General features: G+C 30.0%; 23 protein-coding genes and 1 other annotated feature. Of the genes, 4 read left to right on the forward strand and 19 right to left on the reverse strand.

What is annotated here, in order from left to right; all coding sequences use genetic code 11:
* Window positions 1-116 precede the first annotated feature (116 nt).
* Together pepF and trpS are read left to right on the forward strand one after the other, a co-directional pair.
* Window positions 117-1,877 (forward strand): oligoendopeptidase F, encoded by a 1,761-nt coding sequence (gene pepF, locus T434_RS0103485; protein ID WP_035358262.1) that lies wholly within the window; start codon window positions 117-119, stop codon window positions 1,875-1,877.
* Between the two features lie 37 nt (window positions 1,878-1,914).
* Window positions 1,915-2,097: a binding site (T-box leader), on the forward strand.
* Between the two features lie 49 nt (window positions 2,098-2,146).
* Window positions 2,147-3,151, forward strand: coding sequence for a tryptophan--tRNA ligase (gene trpS, locus T434_RS0103490; RefSeq protein ID WP_035358266.1), 1,005 nt, complete (start codon window positions 2,147-2,149; stop codon window positions 3,149-3,151).
* Between the two features lie 87 nt (window positions 3,152-3,238).
* Here trpS and T434_RS0103495 read toward each other — a convergent pair whose 3' ends face one another.
* From T434_RS0103495 to T434_RS06815, 10 genes are all read right to left on the reverse strand, one after another.
* Window positions 3,239-4,078: a diacylglycerol/lipid kinase family protein gene (locus T434_RS0103495; RefSeq protein WP_026399922.1), complete on the reverse strand. Its 840-nt coding sequence runs from the start codon at window positions 4,076-4,078 to the stop codon at window positions 3,239-3,241.
* A gap of 4 nt (window positions 4,079-4,082) precedes the next feature.
* Window positions 4,083-5,321 carry a tyrosine--tRNA ligase gene (tyrS, locus tag T434_RS0103500; protein ID WP_026399923.1) on the reverse strand — a complete coding sequence of 413 codons (1,239 nt, stop codon included), beginning with the start codon at window positions 5,319-5,321 and terminating at the stop codon, window positions 4,083-4,085.
* Window positions 5,322-5,548: 227 nt separating this feature from the next.
* Window positions 5,549-6,541 carry a LacI family DNA-binding transcriptional regulator gene (locus T434_RS0103505; RefSeq protein ID WP_026399924.1) on the reverse strand — a complete coding sequence of 331 codons (993 nt, stop codon included), beginning with the start codon at window positions 6,539-6,541 and terminating at the stop codon, window positions 5,549-5,551.
* 144 nt (window positions 6,542-6,685) lie between these two features.
* On the reverse strand, window positions 6,686-7,048 hold the full coding sequence (gene rplS, locus T434_RS0103510; protein WP_026399925.1) for a 50S ribosomal protein L19: 363 nt from the start codon (window positions 7,046-7,048) through the stop codon (window positions 6,686-6,688).
* Between the two features lie 59 nt (window positions 7,049-7,107).
* Entirely contained in the window at window positions 7,108-7,839 is a 732-nt protein-coding gene (gene trmD, locus T434_RS0103515; RefSeq protein ID WP_026399926.1) for a tRNA (guanosine(37)-N1)-methyltransferase TrmD, read from the reverse strand.
* Entirely contained in the window at window positions 7,836-8,312 is a 477-nt protein-coding gene (gene rimM, locus T434_RS06810; protein WP_162150682.1) for a ribosome maturation factor RimM, read from the reverse strand. Before rimM ends, trmD begins: the two co-directional genes overlap by 4 nt.
* Window positions 8,313-8,320: 8 nt before the next feature.
* A complete protein-coding gene (locus tag T434_RS0103525) occupies window positions 8,321-8,569 on the reverse strand; it encodes a KH domain-containing protein (RefSeq protein ID WP_026399927.1) in 249 nt (82 codons plus the stop codon).
* A 28-nt stretch (window positions 8,570-8,597) separates the two neighbouring features.
* Window positions 8,598-8,840 (reverse strand): 30S ribosomal protein S16, encoded by a 243-nt coding sequence (gene rpsP / locus T434_RS0103530; protein WP_026399928.1) that lies wholly within the window; start codon window positions 8,838-8,840, stop codon window positions 8,598-8,600.
* Between the two features lie 16 nt (window positions 8,841-8,856).
* A complete protein-coding gene (locus T434_RS07900) occupies window positions 8,857-9,153 on the reverse strand; it encodes a hypothetical protein (RefSeq protein ID WP_162150683.1) in 297 nt (98 codons plus the stop codon).
* Between the two features lie 6 nt (window positions 9,154-9,159).
* Window positions 9,160-9,852, reverse strand: a complete 693-nt coding sequence (locus tag T434_RS06815; protein ID WP_162150684.1) for a pseudouridine synthase — start codon at window positions 9,850-9,852, stop codon at window positions 9,160-9,162.
* Between the two features lie 42 nt (window positions 9,853-9,894).
* Here T434_RS06815 and def point away from each other — a divergent pair, with 42 nt between their 5' ends.
* Entirely contained in the window at window positions 9,895-10,461 is a 567-nt protein-coding gene (gene def / locus T434_RS0103540) for a peptide deformylase (protein ID WP_026399929.1), read from the forward strand.
* Here def and T434_RS0103545 read toward each other — a convergent pair whose 3' ends face one another.
* From T434_RS0103545 to thiI, 4 genes are read right to left on the reverse strand one after another with little or no spacing between them, the layout of a single operon-like run.
* A complete protein-coding gene (locus T434_RS0103545) occupies window positions 10,462-12,291 on the reverse strand; it encodes a beta-N-acetylhexosaminidase (protein ID WP_026399930.1) in 1,830 nt (609 codons plus the stop codon).
* Between the two features lie 10 nt (window positions 12,292-12,301).
* Entirely contained in the window at window positions 12,302-13,177 is an 876-nt protein-coding gene (locus tag T434_RS0103550; RefSeq protein ID WP_026399931.1) for a sugar phosphate isomerase/epimerase family protein, read from the reverse strand.
* Entirely contained in the window at window positions 13,168-13,875 is a 708-nt protein-coding gene (locus tag T434_RS0103555) for a TrmH family RNA methyltransferase (protein ID WP_026399932.1), read from the reverse strand. Before T434_RS0103555 ends, T434_RS0103550 begins: the two co-directional genes overlap by 10 nt.
* An 11-nt stretch (window positions 13,876-13,886) precedes the next feature.
* Window positions 13,887-15,131 carry a tRNA uracil 4-sulfurtransferase ThiI gene (gene thiI / locus T434_RS06820; RefSeq protein WP_035358268.1) on the reverse strand — a complete coding sequence of 415 codons (1,245 nt, stop codon included), beginning with the start codon at window positions 15,129-15,131 and terminating at the stop codon, window positions 13,887-13,889.
* Between the two features lie 317 nt (window positions 15,132-15,448).
* Here thiI and rpsD point away from each other — a divergent pair, with 317 nt between their 5' ends.
* Window positions 15,449-16,045 carry a 30S ribosomal protein S4 gene (rpsD, locus tag T434_RS0103565; RefSeq protein WP_026399933.1) on the forward strand — a complete coding sequence of 199 codons (597 nt, stop codon included), beginning with the start codon at window positions 15,449-15,451 and terminating at the stop codon, window positions 16,043-16,045.
* A 54-nt stretch (window positions 16,046-16,099) separates the two neighbouring features.
* Here rpsD and T434_RS0103570 read toward each other — a convergent pair whose 3' ends face one another.
* From T434_RS0103570 to T434_RS0103590, 5 genes are all read right to left on the reverse strand, one after another.
* Entirely contained in the window at window positions 16,100-16,522 is a 423-nt protein-coding gene (locus T434_RS0103570; protein WP_026399934.1) for a hypothetical protein, read from the reverse strand.
* 116 nt (window positions 16,523-16,638) lie between these two features.
* Window positions 16,639-17,409 carry a triose-phosphate isomerase gene (tpiA, locus tag T434_RS0103575; RefSeq protein WP_156934087.1) on the reverse strand — a complete coding sequence of 257 codons (771 nt, stop codon included), beginning with the start codon at window positions 17,407-17,409 and terminating at the stop codon, window positions 16,639-16,641.
* Window positions 17,409-17,654, reverse strand: coding sequence for an HPr family phosphocarrier protein (locus T434_RS0103580; protein ID WP_026399936.1), 246 nt, complete (start codon window positions 17,652-17,654; stop codon window positions 17,409-17,411). Before T434_RS0103580 ends, tpiA begins: the two co-directional genes overlap by 1 nt.
* 14 nt (window positions 17,655-17,668) lie before the next feature.
* A complete protein-coding gene (locus T434_RS0103585) occupies window positions 17,669-18,217 on the reverse strand; it encodes a helix-turn-helix domain-containing protein (protein ID WP_210997117.1) in 549 nt (182 codons plus the stop codon).
* Window positions 18,217-19,416, reverse strand: coding sequence for a phosphoglycerate kinase (locus tag T434_RS0103590; protein ID WP_026399938.1), 1,200 nt, complete (start codon window positions 19,414-19,416; stop codon window positions 18,217-18,219). The genes T434_RS0103585 and T434_RS0103590 overlap by 1 nt, the downstream gene beginning before the upstream one ends.
* Window positions 19,417-19,479 lie beyond the last annotated feature (63 nt).

Raw genomic sequence — 19,479 nt, forward strand, 5'->3', positions numbered from 1 at the left:
GATGTAATGAAAACGTATTCATTTAAAGAATATGGTATGTTTTACCCTTTTTTCTTTTCAATTTACCAATTTGTTGTTATAATAATTACAATTTATAGTAAGAGAGGGATTTAATTATGTCTAAATGGAACTTAAATGTATTTTATGAATCTGATGAGGCATGGGAAAAAGACTTCGAACTATTTAAATCACGCATTGATACTTTTGAAACTTTCAAAGGTAAATTAGGTGATTTTGATACTTTTAAAGCCTACCATGTATTCGATGAAGAGACAACCAACTTACTTTATAAACTCTATCCATATGCAAGTCTTTCTAGTGACTTAAACTTAAAAAACACTGAAAACATGAGTAGAAAACAAAAATTACTTCTTGCATTAAATGAGTTATCAAGTAAAACAAGTTACATCGCACCTGAAATTTTATCACTTGGAGAAGCTAAGGTTTTTGATTTTTTAGAAAAAGATGAACTTTTAAAACCTTATAAATTCCCATATGAAAAATTATTTAGAAATCAATCACACGTTTTATCTGAAGATAAAGAAAAATTATTATCAAATTTTGGTGTCATTCGTTCAATTCCAACAAATCTTTATCAATCATTAGCTGTTATTGATCGTCAAGATGAAAAAGTCACATTATCAGACGGTAAAGAAGTATTAGTTACACAAGCTCAATTTAGAGCTTTACTTGAGGAAGCTAAAACCGCTCAAGATCGTGAATTAATCTTTAAAACTTTATATAAACGTTATGCAGAAAATAAGAGTGCATTTGCTAATACATATAACTTAGTATTACAACAATTAAGTGCTCATTGTAAAAATAGAAATTATGAATCTGCATTAGATGCTGCATTATTTGGAAACAATATTCCAACAAGTGTTTATACAAACTTAATGGAAGTTGCATATGAAAATACAGAACCATTAAAACGTTATATTGAAATCCGCAAAAAAGCTTTAGGTCTAAAAGAATATCATACATATGATCGCTTTATTCCTTTAGCGAAAAGCGATAAAAAATATCCTTATGAAGAAGCTAAACAATTATTCTTAGAATCAATTGCTTCTTTCCCAGAAGAATTTAAGAAAAATCAATATCGTGCAGTTGAAGATGGATTTGTTGATGCATATCCACAAGATGGAAAACGTACAGGAGCATATTCATCAAGTTTTTATGGACATCATCCGTTTATCCTATTAAACCATAACGATACATTAGACTCAGTGTTTACACTTGCTCATGAAGCTGGTCATAGCGCTCATTCAATTTTCTCAGATGAAGCTCAACCAATGGCTATTTCAGATTACACAATTTTCGTAGCTGAAATTGCTTCTACTTTCAATGAACATGCATTACTCGATCATTTAGTTAAAAAAGCTAAGACTAAAGAAGAAAAAATTGTATTATTAACAACTGCAATTGATAACATTCATTCAACCTTCTACCGTCAAACATTATTTGCAACATATGAATATGAAGCAAATAAATTAGTTCAAGAAGGAAAACCAATTAATGATCAAGCATTATCTCAAATCATGATTGATTTATATCAACATTATTATGGTTTAGACATAACCAAAGAACCTGGTAAGCAATATGTATGGGCGTATATTCCACACTTATTCCAAACACCATTTTATGTTTATCAATATGCAACATCATTTAGTGCTTCATTAAAAATTTATGACAACGTTAAGAACAATCAAAAAGATGCCTTCGATAACTACATTAAGATGTTAAAATTAGGTGGTTCAATGTATCCAGTCGATCAAGCTAAAGTGGCTGGAGCCGATTTAACAAATAAGGACACATTCTTAGCTGTTGTTAAACGTATGAATGAATTACTTGATCAATTAGAAGATGTATTAAAGTAATTCCTTGCATAATTTATATGAATCCACTATAATAATGAGTGAAACGTTGATAAGGAAATAGTAACTAAAACTTCTATTAAGAGAGACTTACTGGTTGGTGAAAAGTAAGAATAGAACTTAGTGAATGGGCCCTTTGAGTTTCATAAGTTCATCAAAAGCGCTATAGAGTTTTCTATAGAATTAAGGTGGCACCGCGGATTAATTAAAATTCGTCCTTAACTTTGTTTATCAAAGTTAGGGACTTTTTATTTTCAAGAAAGGATGATTTTATGCGATTAGTTTCAGGAATTAAACCAACAGGGGATTTAACATTAGGTAATTACATTGGTGCAATTAAACAATTTGTAAATCTTCAAAATGAATTAAAGGATGCTGAGTTTTTTATTTTCGTTGCAGATCTACACGCCATAACAACCCCACAAGATAAACAACAATTAAAGAAGCGTGTTCGTGATATTGCAGCGATGTATATCGCATGCGGTCTTGATCCAAATCGTGTAAATCTTTTTATTCAATCTGAGGTTTTAGAACATCCATTATTAGGTTACATTATGGAATCTACTGCTTATATTGGTGAAATGGAACGTATGACACAATATAAAGAGAAAAAACAAAAACAACTCAAAGATGGTGTTCGTACATCGCTTTTAACTTATCCTGCATTAATGGCTGCAGATATCTTACTTTATGATGCAGATATCGTTCCTGTTGGTGATGACCAAGTTCAACACTTAGAACTTACACGTACATTAGCAGAAAGATTTAATTCACTATATGGTGAGACATTTGTTGTTCCAAAAGCTTATACTCCAAAAGTTGGTGCTCGTATTAAATCTTTACAAGAACCCACTAAGAAAATGAGTAAATCTGAAAGCGAGTCTGAAAAAGCTTATATTCTTTTATTAGATAACATCAATCAAATTAAAAATAAGATTCGAAGTGCTGTTACAGATAATGAAGCTAAAATTTATTTTGATGAAAAAAATAAACCAGGTATATCAAATCTATTAACAATTTATGCAAGTTTAACTGATTCATCTATTGAAGATATCGTCAAAAAATATGAAAATGAAACAAGTTATCAAAAATTTAAAGAGGATTTAGCAGAAATTGTTGGATCAACTATTGAAAAAATCCAAACACGTTATTATGAACTCATTAAATCAAATGAACTCGATGAAATTCTTAATCAAGGTCGTGAAAAGGCTCAATTTATTGCAAAAAGAAAAATGACTAAAGTTCTAAATCGTATAGGACTTTTACGTCAAAAATAATATTTCTTCCCTTCTTAAAAGGTACCTATTTGGAGTTAGGTACCTTTTTTTATATAAACAAATAAAAAGCACTTATTTAAAAGTGCTTTAATCAATTTTTAATTCATATGATGAAATTGGATATTGTGTTTCTCCATCAACTTGTAAGTACGAACCTTCACTTAATTCTACTTTAATACGTTTACCATTAAAGATTTTAACATATGGTTTTAAAAAGCGATGCCAACCTATATAAATTGTTGGAAACATGATAAGTAATAACCACTTCGGTATATCTTTTACAACAACTAATTGTAACATTTGATCTTCTCTTTTTTTCTTAGGGGCAATCTTCATGCCGCCACCAAAATAAGATGAATACATCGATGATACGAAATATACTTTATTGTATGTCATTTCGTTTCCATCAATTATGACTTTAACCTTTTGTGGTTTAAATTGGAAAAATGATTTCACAGAATTTTTAAAATAGTTTGATTTATTTTTTAATGCTTTAGATTCATTAACTCGATAAGCTACTAGTCCATCTAAACCAATACCAGCACCATTTAAAACTTTGCGTGTTTCATGTTCTAAAGTTAGAATTGGTAAATTCATTAAATAAGATTTTACATCGACCAACTTTGTTTTGGATTTAATACTTCTTAAAAAGTCATTACCAGATCCTGCTTTATACATGAATATTTGAGGTACAACTTCTTGAATATCAATTGAATTGATGATGCGGTGCATTGTACCATCACCACCGAGAATAATCATCCTGTCAGTTTCTTTATAGTTTGAAAGAAAGGCATGAACGTTTTCGATTTGAAGTAGGTCAACAACCTTTACTTCATGCCCTTTCTTTTCTAATTTTTTCTTTAATTTTTCTGCAACCTTAATGTTTTTTCCTCTGCTTGATAAAGGATTATATAAAAGAATGTCCATAAATTTAATCTTTAAGAATTACTAATGCGTACTTCTTTTTTCCTCTTCTTAATATAATATATTTTTCATACATTATTTTAACATCTTTTAATTGAATTTGTGTATCAGTTACGACTTCTCCATTAACAAAAACAGCATTTGCTTGCATAAATTCACGAACTTCACGGTTACTTGATGCTAATTTTGTCTCTTTTAAGGCATCCATCACTAATGTTTCTTTAGATAATTCAACAGTATCTAAAGTTTTTGAAAGCATTAAATATGCATTTTCACTTAAACTTGAAAAATCTCCATTAAAGAGTGCTTCAGTCACAGCTAAAGCTTCTTTTAACTTTTCTTCACCGTGTACAAAACGTACAACTTCTTCTGCTAAACGTTTTTGACCAATTCGTAATTCTGGTTGAGCTTTTGTCTTATCTAATAAATCAACAATTTCATCTTTTTCAAGCAATGTTAATAATTTTAGATAGTTTTCTAAATCATTATCACTTGTATTTAAGAAATATTGATACATTTCATATGGTGTCGTTAGGTTTTCATCAAGCCATAATGCACCACTTTCGCTCTTACCGAACTTTGTCCCATCTGCTTTTAATAATAATGGACTTGATAAGCCAACGGCATCATGTTCACCAACAACTTTTCTCATAAGTTCTAAACCAGATGTAATATTTCCCCATTGGTCAGAACCACCAAATTGAATTTTTACATTTTCATTTTTATAAAGATGTACCCAGTCCATTGACTGTAAAATCATATATGAGAATTCTGTATAACTAATACCTTCTGCTAAGCGCTTTTGAACTGTATCTTTAGCAATCATATATGATACATTAAAATGCTTCCCATAATCTCTTAAAAATGAAATTAAATCTACTTTTGAAATCCAATCATAGTTATTAACAAATTGTGCATCTGGTAATAATTTTCTAATTTGGTTTTCAATTTTTTGTGCGTTTCTCAATGATTCTTCTAACGTTAATAATTTTCTTTCTTGTGTTTCTTTCGGATCTCCAATTAAACCTGTTGCCCCACCAATAAGTACAACTGGTTTATGTCCATGTTTCTCTAAGTACTTCATGCGCATAATTTGAACTAAGTGTCCAACAGTTAATGATTGACCCGTTGGATCATATCCTACATAAAATTTAATTGAGTTTTCATTTAAGTGATTTTTTGCTAAGTCTTCATTGGAGACATCTTTAATCATGCCTCTCCATAATAATGATTCATATAATGTCATCGTTATCATCCTTTCTTATAATAAAAAATCCTTAAGCTTTACAAAAAGCCTAAGGACGAATAAAAATCCGTGGTACCACCTTAGTTCATAGTAAAATACTATGCACTCATTTATTGTCATTCATCTCCATTGGTGTATTTCGGTTTAACATTAACTTCTGGTTTGCACGAACCACCAGATTTCTATCTTAGTTGTTAATCCCTACTTAAGACAACTTCATCGATGGATTAAATTGATTCTCTCTTGAAAATATGATGTGGAAGAATAATTCTTGTATTTTCAACATCTTTTGATTGCATGAGTTTTGTTAGAAGTCTCATTGAAACCGCACCTATATCATACACGGGAATATCAATAGATGTCAAGCCCGGACGAGATAATGCGGCATATCGTGTGTTTTGGAAACCTGCTACTTTTAAATTTTGAGGTACAACTTTACCATTATTGATTGCAATATTTAAGAAAGATACCGCAATAGAATCTCTGACTGCAATTGCACCATCAACGTTAACATTCGCAAAGAATGTTTCAAAGTGTGGTTTATTAATCGCAGTATCACCACTTGTTCTAAATATTTTAGGTTCTAAACCTGCATCAAGCATTGCTTTGGTATAGCCTTCTTCTTTTTTATCATTTACACTATATCGACGTGCTGTTGATAATAAGTAAATATCTTTACAACCTTGATCAATTAATAATTTTGTAATCTCATATCCAGCTTTGACATAATCAATAGATACTGTGGGAACAATTGGATCTGATGTTGCAACGTTAGCAAAAACAAACGGGATATTGTTATCTGTAAACATTTTTTTAACTAATTCAACATCTCTATCGCTTAATTCATCATTGAGATATAAGACCCCATCAACTTGTTCTGCGACAATATTTTGAAGTGCATCTAATACATCAGCACCTTCTGGAATAGAAAATAATTTAATTGAATAATTATATTTATTAGCAATATCTAAAATACCACTTAACATTTGAGCAACGCTCGCGCGAGTAACATCCGAAATAACAACACCAACTGTTGTTGTTTTTCTTGAAGCGAGCCCTCGAGCGATAACGTTTGGACGGTACCCTAACTCTTTGATAACTTTTAATACACGTTGACGTGTTTCTTCTTTAACTTTTTCTGGTGAGTTTAAAACTCTTGAGACTGTAGCTAAGGATACCCCAGCTGCACCAGCAACATCATAAATTGTTGCATTACTCATAATATCACCCCTTATTTGAGGTTATTATAACATAGTTTGAAAGTGCTTACAATACTAAATGAAAAAATATGAAAATTTTTCATAATTTGAATGCATTTATTAAAAATAAAAAAAGAAAACCAGAAATGAATCTGGTTTTCATCATTAAACGTCTTGACGTTCTTTAATTCTTGATGCTTTTGCTGAAAGGTTACGGATGTAGTTAAGTTTAGCACGACGTACTTGACCTTGACGTGAAACTTCAATTCGATCAATTGTTGGTGCATGTAATGGGAATGTTCTTTCAACACCTACACCATTTGAAATTTTACGAACTGTAAATGTTTCTGAAATTCCGCCACCTTGACGTTTGATAACTAAACCTTCGAATAATTGGATTCTTTGTTTGTTACCTTCAACAATTTTAACGTATACTTTAACAGTATCCCCAGGTCTGAAATCTGGGCGTTCTTGTAAGAATTTAGATGTAATATCAGCAATTAATGCTTGACCTTTTAATTTTGACATAAACGACTCTCCTTATCTTCAACTGTTCATACCTTATAGATAGTGGACCAGTTTGTAATTTATTTGGTTTCTAATTCTTTTTTAATTTGATCTAAAATCTTTTGTTCTTCTTGATTAAGAACCTTTTTTTCTATTAAATCAGGTCTTTTGATATATGTTTTTTTAAGGCTCATGTATAATCGCCATTTACGAATATTTTCATGATGGCCTGATAATAAAACCTCTGGTACACGATACCCTTCATATTCCATAGGTTTGGTATATTGTGGGTACTTTAATAAACCCTGTTGATGTGTATCCTCTATGTAAGATGCCTCATTGATTACACCCGGTAATAATCTTGTAATACTATCAGCAATAATCATTGCGGGTATTTCACCACCAGTTAACACATAATCACCTATGGAAATTTCTTCGTCAATAAAGTGGTGAACTCTTTCATCTATACCTTCATAATGTCCACAAATTAAAATCAAATGCTTGATTTCTCTTGACCATTGTGTAGCAATTTGTTGATTATAAACACGGCCTTGTGGAGATAATAAAACTGTATAAGAATCTTTTGTTCTTAACTTATTAAGGATGTTGTAAAATGGTTGAAATATCATTAACATTCCTGCACCACCACCATACGGTGTGTCATCGATTTTACCACCTTTAAGTGGTGTATAATCTCTTAAATCATGAATATTAATTTCAACTCTTCCATCCTCAATTGCGTGCTTTATCTTGGATGTTGTTAAAAATTCATTGAAGAAGTTTGGAAAAATGGTGATAATATCAATTTTCATTCGATTAACCCCTCAATTGGATCAATATAAATGGCATCATCAACACTTTTTACAAACACCTTCAAAAATGGTATTAAGATGGTTCGATGTTGATTAAGTTTTTTAATTCTTAAGTAATATCCTTGGGGCAAAGCTTCTACGCTTTCAACAACACCGATAAGTGTTCCATCTAACAATTTAACATCAAGCCCAATTAGCTTAGGTAAATGAAATTCGTCTTCATTAAGCTTAGGTTCTTGATCTGTATAAATTTCTTTACCCTTTAAAAACAATACATCGTTGAGTGTATTCAAAGTTTCAAAACTTATAATATAAATTTCTTTTTGCTTTCTTACAGTTTTAATCGTATAAGGTTGATTATCTACATAAACAACTTCTTGCTTCTTGAAGCGATTAAAATCTGTAGAGGATGTGACTTTGAGTTCCCCTTTGATGCCATGTGTATTCATAATTTTACCAATTAAATAAAGCATGATGATCCTTAATATGAGTCAATATCTAAATGTATTTTTTTGCCTTCTTTAGATGCTCCAGCATACATAATGGTACGAATTGCAGATGCAATTTTACCGCCTTTTCCAATGACACGACCAAGATCGTTTTCAGAAACAAGCAATTGAATGTGAACAAGTCCATCTTCATCAGACAATGTTTTTACATGAACATCATCAGGGGTAGTGACTAATGGCGAAACAATTTGTTTGACTAAATTTTCAAAATCTACTGCCATGTTTTTGCCCCCTTTATATCAAATTTTATTATTTGCTTAAAACATTATATTTTTTTAATAAGCTTTTAACAGTGTCTGTTGGAATTGCACCGTTGCCTAACCATTTTTCAACTTTCTCGCTGTTAACATTAACAACACCTTGTAATGGCTCATAAGTTCCTAAGATTTCTAAGAATTTACCATCTCTTGGTGCTTTTGAATCAGCAGCAACAATTCTGTAAAATGGTCTTTTGTGGTTACCGAAACGTTGTAAACGTAATTTTACTGCCATAATGATTTCTCCTTTACTATTTTAAGTCCTCATTTATTGTATCATATTTTTCTTCGGTGTCAAGTATTTTTTCTTGACACTTGACAATATTTGCTTCATCGTTAAAAAATTTAGATGCTTCAACACCAATAAATCCCTTAATATTCTTTAATTCTTTTAATAATAATTTTTCTCCCTTATGTTTATCGTAATATACGATAGAATATCCCATACGTTTTGAAACATAAGCTAAATTTACATCCATTTGTTCTAACTTTTTAGGAACTTCTTTTCCTTTGTATGTCACAATAAATGCCATTCTTTCAATTGTCATAAAAAATCACCCGAGTACATCTGCTTTATCAATCTCTTGATAAGCTCCTTCTTTTAAATTTAACTTTAGATTGCCAATTTGTATGCGTTTAAGATTTAATACTTCATACCCTACAGATTTCATCATCTTTTTAACTTGATGAAATTTTCCTTCATCGATTGTCATTTTAACGATATTTTCATCAAATATTAGATCAAGTGCTTTCGTAAAGTGTATTGAACTATCAGGCAATGTAATTTCAACACCTTCTAAAAGTTTATTTTTATCACTTAATTTAAATGCTTTATCAATAAGTATTTCATATGTTTTTTGAACATGTCGATTTGGACTTACAATTTCATGAATAAATGAACCATCGTTTGTTAAAATCATTAAACCTTCAGCATCATGATCTAATCTTCCTGCTATCTTTAAATCATATCGATTATAAGGTTCTTTAATGAATTTAAATAGCGATGGATGTATTTCATCTTTATGACTTGATAAAAATCCTTTCGGCTTATAAAATGCTAAATATACATGCTCTTTTAGGTATATTTCTTTACCATTAAGAGTTATTTTATCACAGTTTATATCAATCTTATAATCAGCATCAAAAATGGCTTTTCCGTTTACTAAAACAGCACCATTTTTTATCATATTTTTCACATCTTTACGTGATCCATATTTTAAGTTTGATAATACTTTATCTAATCTCATATATTTTTACTTCCATGTTATAATATTTACGAGGTGTTAACTATGATTTTAATGAGACATATCATTAGAGAAGGCCATCCTTCATTAACAAAAGTATCAGAACCAATTCAATTTCCAATGACTAAAGCGGAAATAAATTTAGCACATGATCTTATGGAATATGTCAAAAACTCACAAGATGAAGCGATGGTAAGAAAATATAAATTAAGACCATCTGTTGGATTAGCTGCTGTACAAGTTAATGTATTAAAACGTATGTTTGCAATACATGTCCATGATTTTGATGACAAACTATATTCTTATGTTTTCATTAATCCCGTGATTGTTAAGCATTCAGCTGAAACAACTTATTTACCTGGTGGAGAAGGCTGTTTATCTGTTGATAGAGAAACTAACGGACTTACACCAAGATATTTCCAAATTGAAGTTAAAGGGTTCATCCTTAATTTAGAAACAGATCAAGTTGAACCAATTCACACAACTTTAAAAGGATATCCTGCTATTGTATTCCAACATGAATACGATCATTTAGATGGTATAATGTTTACAACAAAACTTTATCCAACTTTACCAAAAGCATTTCCTTTATTCGAGTTAGAGGAAGAATAATTATACATTAACATTTACTGAAACAATCGGTTTATAACGATATTCAATAATATTTTTAATCTTTTGATGTTCTAATCCTTTACCATAATAATCAAGTAGATGAATTTCTAATTCATCTATTTTTTTATTTTTGGTGATATAATCATTTACCTTTTGAATTGTAAGTTGAATTCTTTGAATAATGCCACCAATTCTTAAATCTTGAATTTCAAATCCAAACACTTTAGACTCATGATGCCATTGAGTTTTAAATGCTTCATAGAATAGATTTATCTTCTTTAATATAAGTTTTAATGTCTTTAAATCTTCTTTAAGTTTATCAATTTGTTGATTTTGATAATGTGTTCTTAGTTTTACACCAATATCAACTTTAAATTGAATTAAATCTACCAAACAATATTGTGTTAAAAATAAACATTTAAATCGTTTCATTTTTGGAGTAATTTTCTTTAAAACATTTGTATGCTTTTCATAAATTAAAGCATATGAATCATCAACGATTGTATCCATTAAACCAAGCAATGGATCATTATATAAAAAGTTTTTATTAAATGAATTTTTATCAAGTGGATTATCATTAACTTGATTAGCTAAATCAATTTTCATAAAATCATCGAAATTGACATCAAATGCCGCTTTAAAGGCTTTTTTAATATCTTCTATGTCGAAGTATCCATATTTAGCCATACCAGTAAATGTTAAAGATGGTAAGATTGAGAATAATGAACTTTCAGCACCATTATCTCCCCAAGCAGTCATGATAACTTCTTTAATGTTTTTATTGATGCATGCTTTTAATTGTGCTACATTTGAAAGCAATGAAAAACGATTATCTGGTGTAAACCCAATCCACTTCCAAAAACCACCTGCAAATATTAATTTTTTATTAAATTGAAGATGTTTATCAATCATTTTCTCATAATGAGATTGGTTTGTATTATAGTAGTCCCAATAAATTAATGAAACACCTTCTGGTATTTTTTGAATAAGTTCTTCTGGTAATGTTAAATCATCATAATATTGTGTTCTCGCCATTCTAAAGAACATATCTGACCACATCATCGGATTAAAGTTATATTGTTTACAAATATCGATAACTTTCTTTAAATGACTCATCATCACACTAAATCGGTCTTTGTAACCGTGTTGATCTAGATATTTTCCACGCCCAAGCATATATGCTTCATCCATACCAATGTTGATGATATCAACTTCAAAAATATCCCTCATGGTTTTAATCATTTTTTCAATGAATACATAAGTTTTTGGTTCATCAACTAACAAAATATCTTGTGTATCAATGATATTTTGATACATTGGATATCGAGTAATACCATTTAAATGTGCCAGTGTTTGAATACAAGGTACAACCTTAATACCAAACATTTTGGCAAACCCTACAATAGACTTTAATTCCTCTTTAGAATATGCTCCTCTTAAATAACCAAAATATGGTTCATCTTCCATTAAAAAGGTATCTTCTGTATAAAGTTGTAATGAATCATAACCAAGTAAAGCCATATCCATGATAAGTTCTTGAATAGTTTCTACCTTATAAACAGCATTTCTTGAACAATCAACCATCAATGTTAAATCATCAATTTTTTTATTTATTTCAATAGAAAAACTTTTTCTTTTTATATGCTCTTTGATAATTCTTAACCCTACAAATAAATCATTGTGTTTAGAATATGTTAAGTAATATTCGTCTTCTTTTTTTTCGATTTTAAAAAAAGTATCTTCTTTTAAATGTAAATGGTTGATAATATCCTGATTTAAATTCAGTCTTTGAATCATCATTTTTAAAGCTAAATTTTCTTGATTGAACATGGATATACCTCTATTTTTTCATAAATTCGATATTTAATAGTTTGAGTTGTTCTTTAATTATATGGATTGTATCAACAATTTCATATTCAATTAAATAGCTATTTAAAATTTTAACTTCATGACGTTTTTTCTTGCTTAGCATTAATTCTAATTTTTTATAATTTTTTGCTTGATACAACATATCCATTAATGAACTATTTAAACATATAATTCCATCAAATTTATTGGTTTTAAATCTCTTGAATAAATCTTTTAATGGAATAAATCCACTTGTTGTAATAAAACGAGGTGCGATAGGATCTTTATCATCAACTATAAAAATACCAATATAATTTCTAAGTATTCTAATATAAGCAATTGCAGCTTCTTCTTTTTGATATAAATATAACGGATCAAAAATAATTTTTAATTTGTCATCATGAATAGTTTCTAAAATGTCTCGATAATCATGTGTTTGATAATTATCTTGTGGACGAATAACTAACGTTACTTTAGATTTTTTAGCTAGTTTTAAATGATTTTTAATTTGTTCTATGATAAGTGTTTTATCGGTCTCATATGATTTTGTTGTAGGTAAATCATAAACTAAAACATTTGTCTTTAGTTTTTTTGCTATTTCCAATACTTTTTGGAATTTTGAATCAAAATCATCAACTTCTGTTTGAACTGATAAATTATAATTTGGTAATAAAGGGTCATATAATACTACATTAAACTGACTTACTTTTTTATAAAACTCATTTAATGTATCTAAGTCTAATTCAAAAAGCGGTTTTTGATTTAATCTTCTAACCGCTATTTTTTCTAGTTTTAATGTTTCAGGTATCTTAAATTGATCTTTGATTTCATTTTCATAGTCAATGAAAGTTGTAATGGTTAATGCCATTTCTTACTCCATTCATACATTAATATACTTCCTGCAATAGATACATTAAGACTTTCTGTACCTTGCATAGGAATATGTACAAAATCATCAACAATTGTTTTCGTCAAATGAGATAATCCTTGTCCCTCATTACCAAGTATTAAGACGATTTTTTCTACAGATTTATTATTCACTTTAGACTCATGAGCGTCTGCACCAAGTAATCGATATCCTTTATTTTTTAAATCAATTAATTTTTCATAAAGAGATGTTCTTATTACATTTAATTTAAAATGTGCTCCTTGAGCTGCTCTAAGTGTTTTATCATTATATAAATCTGCTGTTTTATGACTTAAAATCACTTCATGAAATCCAAATGCTAAAGCGCTTCTTAACAATGCACCCAAGTTATCCGGATTTTGAATATCATCTAATGCAAGAATATAATTGGATGTAATTTCTGGTTGAATTTTTTTACATATCCCCATCACATCAAAAGGGGTTTCAGTAAAATTTAACTCTTTCATTAATTTTTCTGAAATCAAAATACCTTCTTTGTTTGGGTTTGATGTTACAACTTCATCTAAAACGTTTGTTTCTTTAGCCATTTGGATAAACTTATCACCAAAGACTAAGTAAAGACCTTGTTCATCTCTATATTTTTTTTGTTTTAGTTTCATCCAATTTTTGAATCTTAAATTATCTTTTGATTCAATCATATACTTACACCCTATTTTTGACTATTCTTATAATTTTCAATTGCATCCTTCACTTCAAATCCAAAGTCAGCAATTATTAACTCTGTATCTGGTTTTATATAAAGAGTTTCAATGCCCTCTAATGCTTCTTTTAATAATGGTTCAAAATCAAACTTTTGTTCTTCTTCTAAACATTTTTCAAGTTTTGGATGTGTGATAGGATTTTTTGGTACATAAACCGCACAACAATCACTAAAAGGACGTATTGAAATATCAAATGTATCTATTTTTTTAGATATATCGATGATTCTATTTTTATCATCAGTAATTACAGGTCTTAAAATTGGAATATTTGTCACATTTTCAACAACACGAATTGAATCTAATGTCTGGCTTGCTACTTGTCCAACAGATTCACCATTAACGAGTGCTAAAATATTATGACTTAAAGCATAGCGTTCTGCCAATCGATACATCATGCGGCGCATGATTGTAATAATATATGGATCACTTACTTTAGAAAGAATCGTTTCATGAATATGAATGAATGGTACAAGATGTAATTTGATTGTATTCTTCGGCATAAAATGTGCTAATTTTTTAGATATATCAATAACTTTTTGAACAGATTCCAATGGTGTTAATGGTGTTGATTCAAAATGGAATAATTCAACTTCAACCCCTTGTTTCATCATTAAATATGCCGCTACAGGTGAATCAATACCACCAGACAACATAACTAATCCTTTACCATTTAATCCAATTGGAAATCCACCAAGTAAAGGTACTTTACTCATAAAAATATAAGCACCATCATGACGTACTTCAATTTCTAATTTGTATTCTGGATTTTTAACATCTACTGTAAATCCTTGTAATTCGGGTAAAATGATTTTACTTACAGCTTGAGATATTTCTAATGAGGTCATCGGAAATCTTTTATCTGCACGCTTGGTTTCAATTTTCATTGAACCAGGTTTTTTAGATTCGCTTAAAATAACTTCTTTAGCAAGCTTTGCAATTTCATCTATTTGGTTTGTTGTTCGATAAATCATTGAATATGAGTGTAATCCACTGACATAGTTTAATGATTTTATAACTTTATCTCTTTCATCTTTTTCTGTATGAATAATAATACGATCATGTTGAAATTCATATTCAACATTTAAACCTTTTAATTTTTCTTTTAATATACGTCGGACTTGATTGATAAAGGTTGGTTTATTTTTACCTTTTAATACTAAATCTCCAAAACGTAATAAAAACATGTCTTTCATGATATCACCGAGTTTATTATATCATTATAGGCCGAATTCTAAATGAAAATCTTACATAATTTGTTTCTTTTATGAATATACATATATATTTATATATATTTTTAGCTAATTATGTATAATTATATTGACATTTATATATGTTTCATATAAAATAAATAAGCGGTCAAAAGCAGGCTATTTTTTATATTATAAATATCCCTTCATCTTTAGGATGATCTAAGTAGCTTTATCTGCTTTAAAGTGAAAGGATTTCAAGTGGATTATATAGTACAAAAGATGGTGATTTTGCCCCAAAATATTAAAAGGAGGAAAATCAAATGTCACGTTATACAGGACCAACTTGGAAAATTGCTAGACGTTTAGGCTATTCAATTTCAGAAAGTGGTAAAGAATTAAAGAAAAGACCTTATGCACCAGGACAACACGGTCAACGCCGTGCAAAATTATCTGACTACGGTAGCCAATTACAAGAAAAGCAAAAGGTTCGCTTTACTTACGGTGTTTCTGAAAAACAATTAGTTAAAACATTTAAAGAAGCTGGCAAACTTCAAGGTAAACACGGTGAAAACTTCTTAAAGTTACTCGAAGCAAGACTTGATAACATCGTTTATCGTTTAGGTTTCGCAAGTACTCGTGCTCAAGCTAGACAATTAGTTAACCACGGTCATATCTTAGTTGATGGTAAAAAAGTTGATATTCCATCATACAGATTAGTTCCAGGTCAAAAAATTGAATTAAGAGAAAAGAGCAAGAACTTAGTTATCGTTAAAGCTGCTAAAGAAGCTCAATTCGCTCGTGTTGACTATGTATCTGTTGATGAAAATGGTGTTGGCGTATTCGCTAGATATCCAGAAAGAAATGAATTCTTAACAGATATTAACGAACAATTAATCGTTGAATTCTACAACCGTTAATTAAAACAAAAGGACTTTTTGAAATAGTCCTTTTTTTCTTGTCTTAATTATTAGCTACTTATCTAAATTAAGTAAAAATATTGTTTCGTCTTTATTTAATACAAATGTGACATCACTGTTCATTAAGTTTAATGTATCTTTTTTAGTAAAATATGCTTCTGTTTTATAAATTTTATCTTTATATGAAACAACCAATTTATAATATCCACCAAAAGCACTTTCTTTATCTTTAATGTAACCTTTTAATATAGAATTATCTTTTGATATTTCAAAAAATTTTGATTTTTTATTTTTAGTCAGCAAAATCATAATAATTGAAACACCCAATAACACAACGCTTAAAATTATAAGTATTAATCTTAAAATACCAGATAATACAACTAAAGAAATTACACCAATCAATATAAATATACCACCATATAACATCCATAAATTCATGAATTTTTTATATTGTTTTGTTGTAATAGATTGATACATACTAAAATCCCCCTTTTGAGTCGTTCTGTAATATTATCTTAATATAATATTTTAAAAAACAATTACTTTTTGATTATATACATAAAAAAATAGGCTTGTTTTAAGCCTATTTTTATTTAAAATTCTAATGCTGCTTTTGTAAATTCTAAGAAGTTGTTTGGATCTAATGATGCACCACCAATTAATGCACCATCAATATCTGATTGAGCTAATAAACTTCTGATGTTATCAGTTTTAACTGATCCACCATAAAGAATTCTAACAGCTTCTGATACTTCTGCTCCATATAATGCTTTAACTTTTTCACGTACATCTTTGATTGTGTCATTAGCCATTTCAGGAGTTGCAGTTTTACCAGTACCGATAGCCCAAACTGGTTCATATGCAATAATAACTTTAGCTGCATCAGCAGGATGAATATCCTTGAATGCTATTTCTAATTGATGATCTAAAACTGCTTTTGTACGTCCAGATTCACGTTCATCTAATTGTTCACCAATGCAAAGAATTGGTGTAATTTCGTGTTTAATAGCTGCATGTAATTTCTTGTTGACTGTTTCATCTGTTTCGTTAAAATAACTTCTTCTTTCGCTGTGACCAATTAAAACGTATTCTGCACCAGCAGTTTTCACTTGTAATGGTGAATTTTCACCAGTGAATGCACCTTCATCCATGTAATGCATATTTTGAGCACCAATACGGATGTTTTCACCTTCTCTTTTAACTAATAAGTTTAAAAGAATTGAAGGTGCACAAATAATAGATTCTACTTTTGAGCGTGCAGGTACTAATTCATTTACTTGGAAAATAAATGCTAAAGCCTCATCTTTAGTTTTATACATTTTCCAGTTAGCTGCAATAACAGGTATTCTTTTGTTCATGTTAATTACCCTAAAATTGAAGAGATTTCTTTAATTGCTTCTTCAGCATGAGGTCCTGAAGCAACGATTTTTACGTTTTCACCCTTAGGTACAGCTAAGCTCATTAAACCTAAGATTGATTTTAAGTCAACAACTTTGTCTTTATAATGAAGTCTAATATCAACAGCATATTTTGAAGCAGTTTGAACGACTTTAGCAGCTAATGTCGCATGAAGTCCTGCAGTTGAACCAATGATAATTTCTTTTTCCATGTTCTTCTCCTTTACTAAAACATTGGTGGGGTTGAAATCCAAAGTACTCTAGCTACACTATGACCATGATTTAGTAAATAGTGTTCTTTGTTTGCCATATAGTAGAAGGTTTCACCCTTTTTCACAATATATCTTTTTTTATTAAGTACGAGTGTGATTTGTCCTTCAAGGACATAACCAAATTCTTCACCAGGATGTGGATCATCAATTTCAGATTGTCCACCTGGTTTAATTTCTATGATGATTGGTTCCATTTCATATTTTTGTGCATTAGGTACAATCCATGAAATGACTGAACCAATATCATCAAACGCTTTTTCATAAAAGTCATCTTTTGTAAATACGATGTTTGCATCTTCATCTTCTGGTTTAGAGAAAAATTCATGAACTTCAACACCTAATACTTCAAGAATCGCAAATAGCGTTTGAATCGATGGGGATGTTAGGTTATTTTCAAGTTGTGAGATGTAGCCTTTGGTAAGTTCTAAGCGATTCGCTAATTCTTCTTGGGTTAAGTTATTTCCTAACCTTAAAGCTCGAATTTTTTTACCAATGTCTATCATTATTTATCTTGTACGCAAGCAATACCTGGCAATACTTTTCCTTCTAAATATTCAAGTGAAGCTCCGCCACCTGTTGAGATGTGTGAGAATTTATCTTCAAGATTGAATTTAGCAACTGCTGCTGCTGAATCACCACCACCAACGATTGTAACTGCTTTACCTTGAAGGTCAGCTAATGCTAATGCAACTTGTTTAGTACCGTTAGCGAATGCATCCATTTCGAATACACCTTGAGGTCCGTTCCATACAACAGTCTTAGCATCTTTAAGAATTTCTTTGAATCTTTCAACTGTCTTAGGTCCGATATCTAATCCCATTTCATCTTCTGGAATTTCATTGAATTGACGAACGTTAACTTCAGTATTTGCATCAAATGCTTTACCTGTTAATACGTCAAATCCTAATTCAATCTTGCCATTTGCTTTCTCAAGTAATTCTTTAGCTAAATCAACTTTATCCAACTCAACTAATGACTTACCAACTTCATAGCCTAAAGCTTTTAAGAATGTAAATGCCATACCGCCGCCAATTAATACTTTATCAGCAACTTTTAAAAGGTTAGTAATAACTTCTATCTTATCACTTACTTTAGCACCACCTAAAATTGCTACGAAAGGTCTTTCAGGATTTTCTAAAGCACCACCGATGAAGTTAATTTCTTTTTCAAGTAATAAACCTGCAACCGCTTCTTTGATATTGGATGAAATACCAACGTTAGAAGCATGTGCTCTATGTGCTGTACCGAAAGCATCGTTAATGAATACATCCCCTAATGAAGCCCAGTATTTACCTAATTCAGGATCATTACCAGATTCTTTTTTACCTTCTAAGTCTTCGAATCTAGTATTTTCAAACATTAAAACATCCCCAGGTTTTAATGCGTTAATTGCATCTTCTAATTCTTTTCCGCGAGTTTGTCCAACAAAGATAACATCTTTATTGATTAATTCGCCTAATCTTTTAGCAACCGGTCTCATTGAGTTAGTTGCTTTATCAGCTTCAGTCTTAATACGACCTAAATGTGAGAATAAAATTGCTTTCCCACCTGCTTTGATAACATATTCAATTGTTGGTAAAGCCGCAACAATTCTTGTGTCATCAGTAATATTTCCTTCTTTGTCTAGTGGTACGTTAAAGTCAACACGCACTAAGACTTTTTTATCTTTTAATTCGATATCTCTTAATGTTTTTTTCGCCATGTCGAATCTCCTTTTTATGTATAGTTTTTGGTCATTTCCTATTATACCACGAATGATTTTCAG

It is taken from the genome of Acholeplasma equifetale ATCC 29724, assembly GCF_000687735.1.
Classification (GTDB): Bacteria; Bacillota_I; Bacilli_A; order Acholeplasmatales; family Acholeplasmataceae; genus Acholeplasma; species Acholeplasma equifetale.

Excerpts from the sequence above, each read along its gene's own strand:
- rplS (WP_026399925.1), bottom strand. The coding sequence starts at position 7,048 with ATGTCAAAATTAAAAGGTCAAGCATTAATTGCTGATATTACATCTAAA.
- trpS (WP_035358266.1), top strand. The coding sequence starts at position 2,147 with ATGCGATTAGTTTCAGGAATTAAACCAACAGGGGATTTAACATTAGGT.
- T434_RS0103570 (WP_026399934.1), bottom strand. The coding sequence starts at position 16,522 with ATGTATCAATCTATTACAACAAAACAATATAAAAAATTCATGAATTTA.
- T434_RS0103505 (WP_026399924.1), bottom strand. The coding sequence starts at position 6,541 with ATGAGTAATGCAACAATTTATGATGTTGCTGGTGCAGCTGGGGTATCC.
- T434_RS0103580 (WP_026399936.1), bottom strand. The coding sequence starts at position 17,654 with ATGGAAAAAGAAATTATCATTGGTTCAACTGCAGGACTTCATGCGACA.
- rimM (WP_162150682.1), bottom strand. The coding sequence starts at position 8,312 with ATGCTTTATTTAATTGGTAAAATTATGAATACACATGGCATCAAAGGG.
- T434_RS0103545 (WP_026399930.1), bottom strand. The coding sequence starts at position 12,291 with ATGTTCAATCAAGAAAATTTAGCTTTAAAAATGATGATTCAAAGACTG.
- T434_RS0103495 (WP_026399922.1), bottom strand. The coding sequence starts at position 4,078 with ATGGACATTCTTTTATATAATCCTTTATCAAGCAGAGGAAAAAACATT.
- thiI (WP_035358268.1), bottom strand. The coding sequence starts at position 15,131 with ATGAAAGACATGTTTTTATTACGTTTTGGAGATTTAGTATTAAAAGGT.
- tyrS (WP_026399923.1), bottom strand. The coding sequence starts at position 5,321 with ATGACATTATATGAATCATTATTATGGAGAGGCATGATTAAAGATGTC.
- T434_RS0103550 (WP_026399931.1), bottom strand. The coding sequence starts at position 13,177 with ATGGCATTAACCATTACAACTTTCATTGACTATGAAAATGAAATCAAA.
- T434_RS0103555 (WP_026399932.1), bottom strand. The coding sequence starts at position 13,875 with ATGATTGAATCAAAAGATAATTTAAGATTCAAAAATTGGATGAAACTA.
- trmD (WP_026399926.1), bottom strand. The coding sequence starts at position 7,839 with ATGAAAATTGATATTATCACCATTTTTCCAAACTTCTTCAATGAATTT.
- rpsD (WP_026399933.1), top strand. The coding sequence starts at position 15,449 with ATGTCACGTTATACAGGACCAACTTGGAAAATTGCTAGACGTTTAGGC.
- pepF (WP_035358262.1), top strand. The coding sequence starts at position 117 with ATGTCTAAATGGAACTTAAATGTATTTTATGAATCTGATGAGGCATGG.
- T434_RS0103590 (WP_026399938.1), bottom strand. The coding sequence starts at position 19,416 with ATGGCGAAAAAAACATTAAGAGATATCGAATTAAAAGATAAAAAAGTC.
- T434_RS0103585 (WP_210997117.1), bottom strand. The coding sequence starts at position 18,217 with ATGATAGACATTGGTAAAAAAATTCGAGCTTTAAGGTTAGGAAATAAC.
- T434_RS0103525 (WP_026399927.1), bottom strand. The coding sequence starts at position 8,569 with ATGGCAGTAGATTTTGAAAATTTAGTCAAACAAATTGTTTCGCCATTA.
- rpsP (WP_026399928.1), bottom strand. The coding sequence starts at position 8,840 with ATGGCAGTAAAATTACGTTTACAACGTTTCGGTAACCACAAAAGACCA.
- T434_RS06815 (WP_162150684.1), bottom strand. The coding sequence starts at position 9,852 with ATGAGATTAGATAAAGTATTATCAAACTTAAAATATGGATCACGTAAA.
- def (WP_026399929.1), top strand. The coding sequence starts at position 9,895 with ATGATTTTAATGAGACATATCATTAGAGAAGGCCATCCTTCATTAACA.
- T434_RS07900 (WP_162150683.1), bottom strand. The coding sequence starts at position 9,153 with ATGACAATTGAAAGAATGGCATTTATTGTGACATACAAAGGAAAAGAA.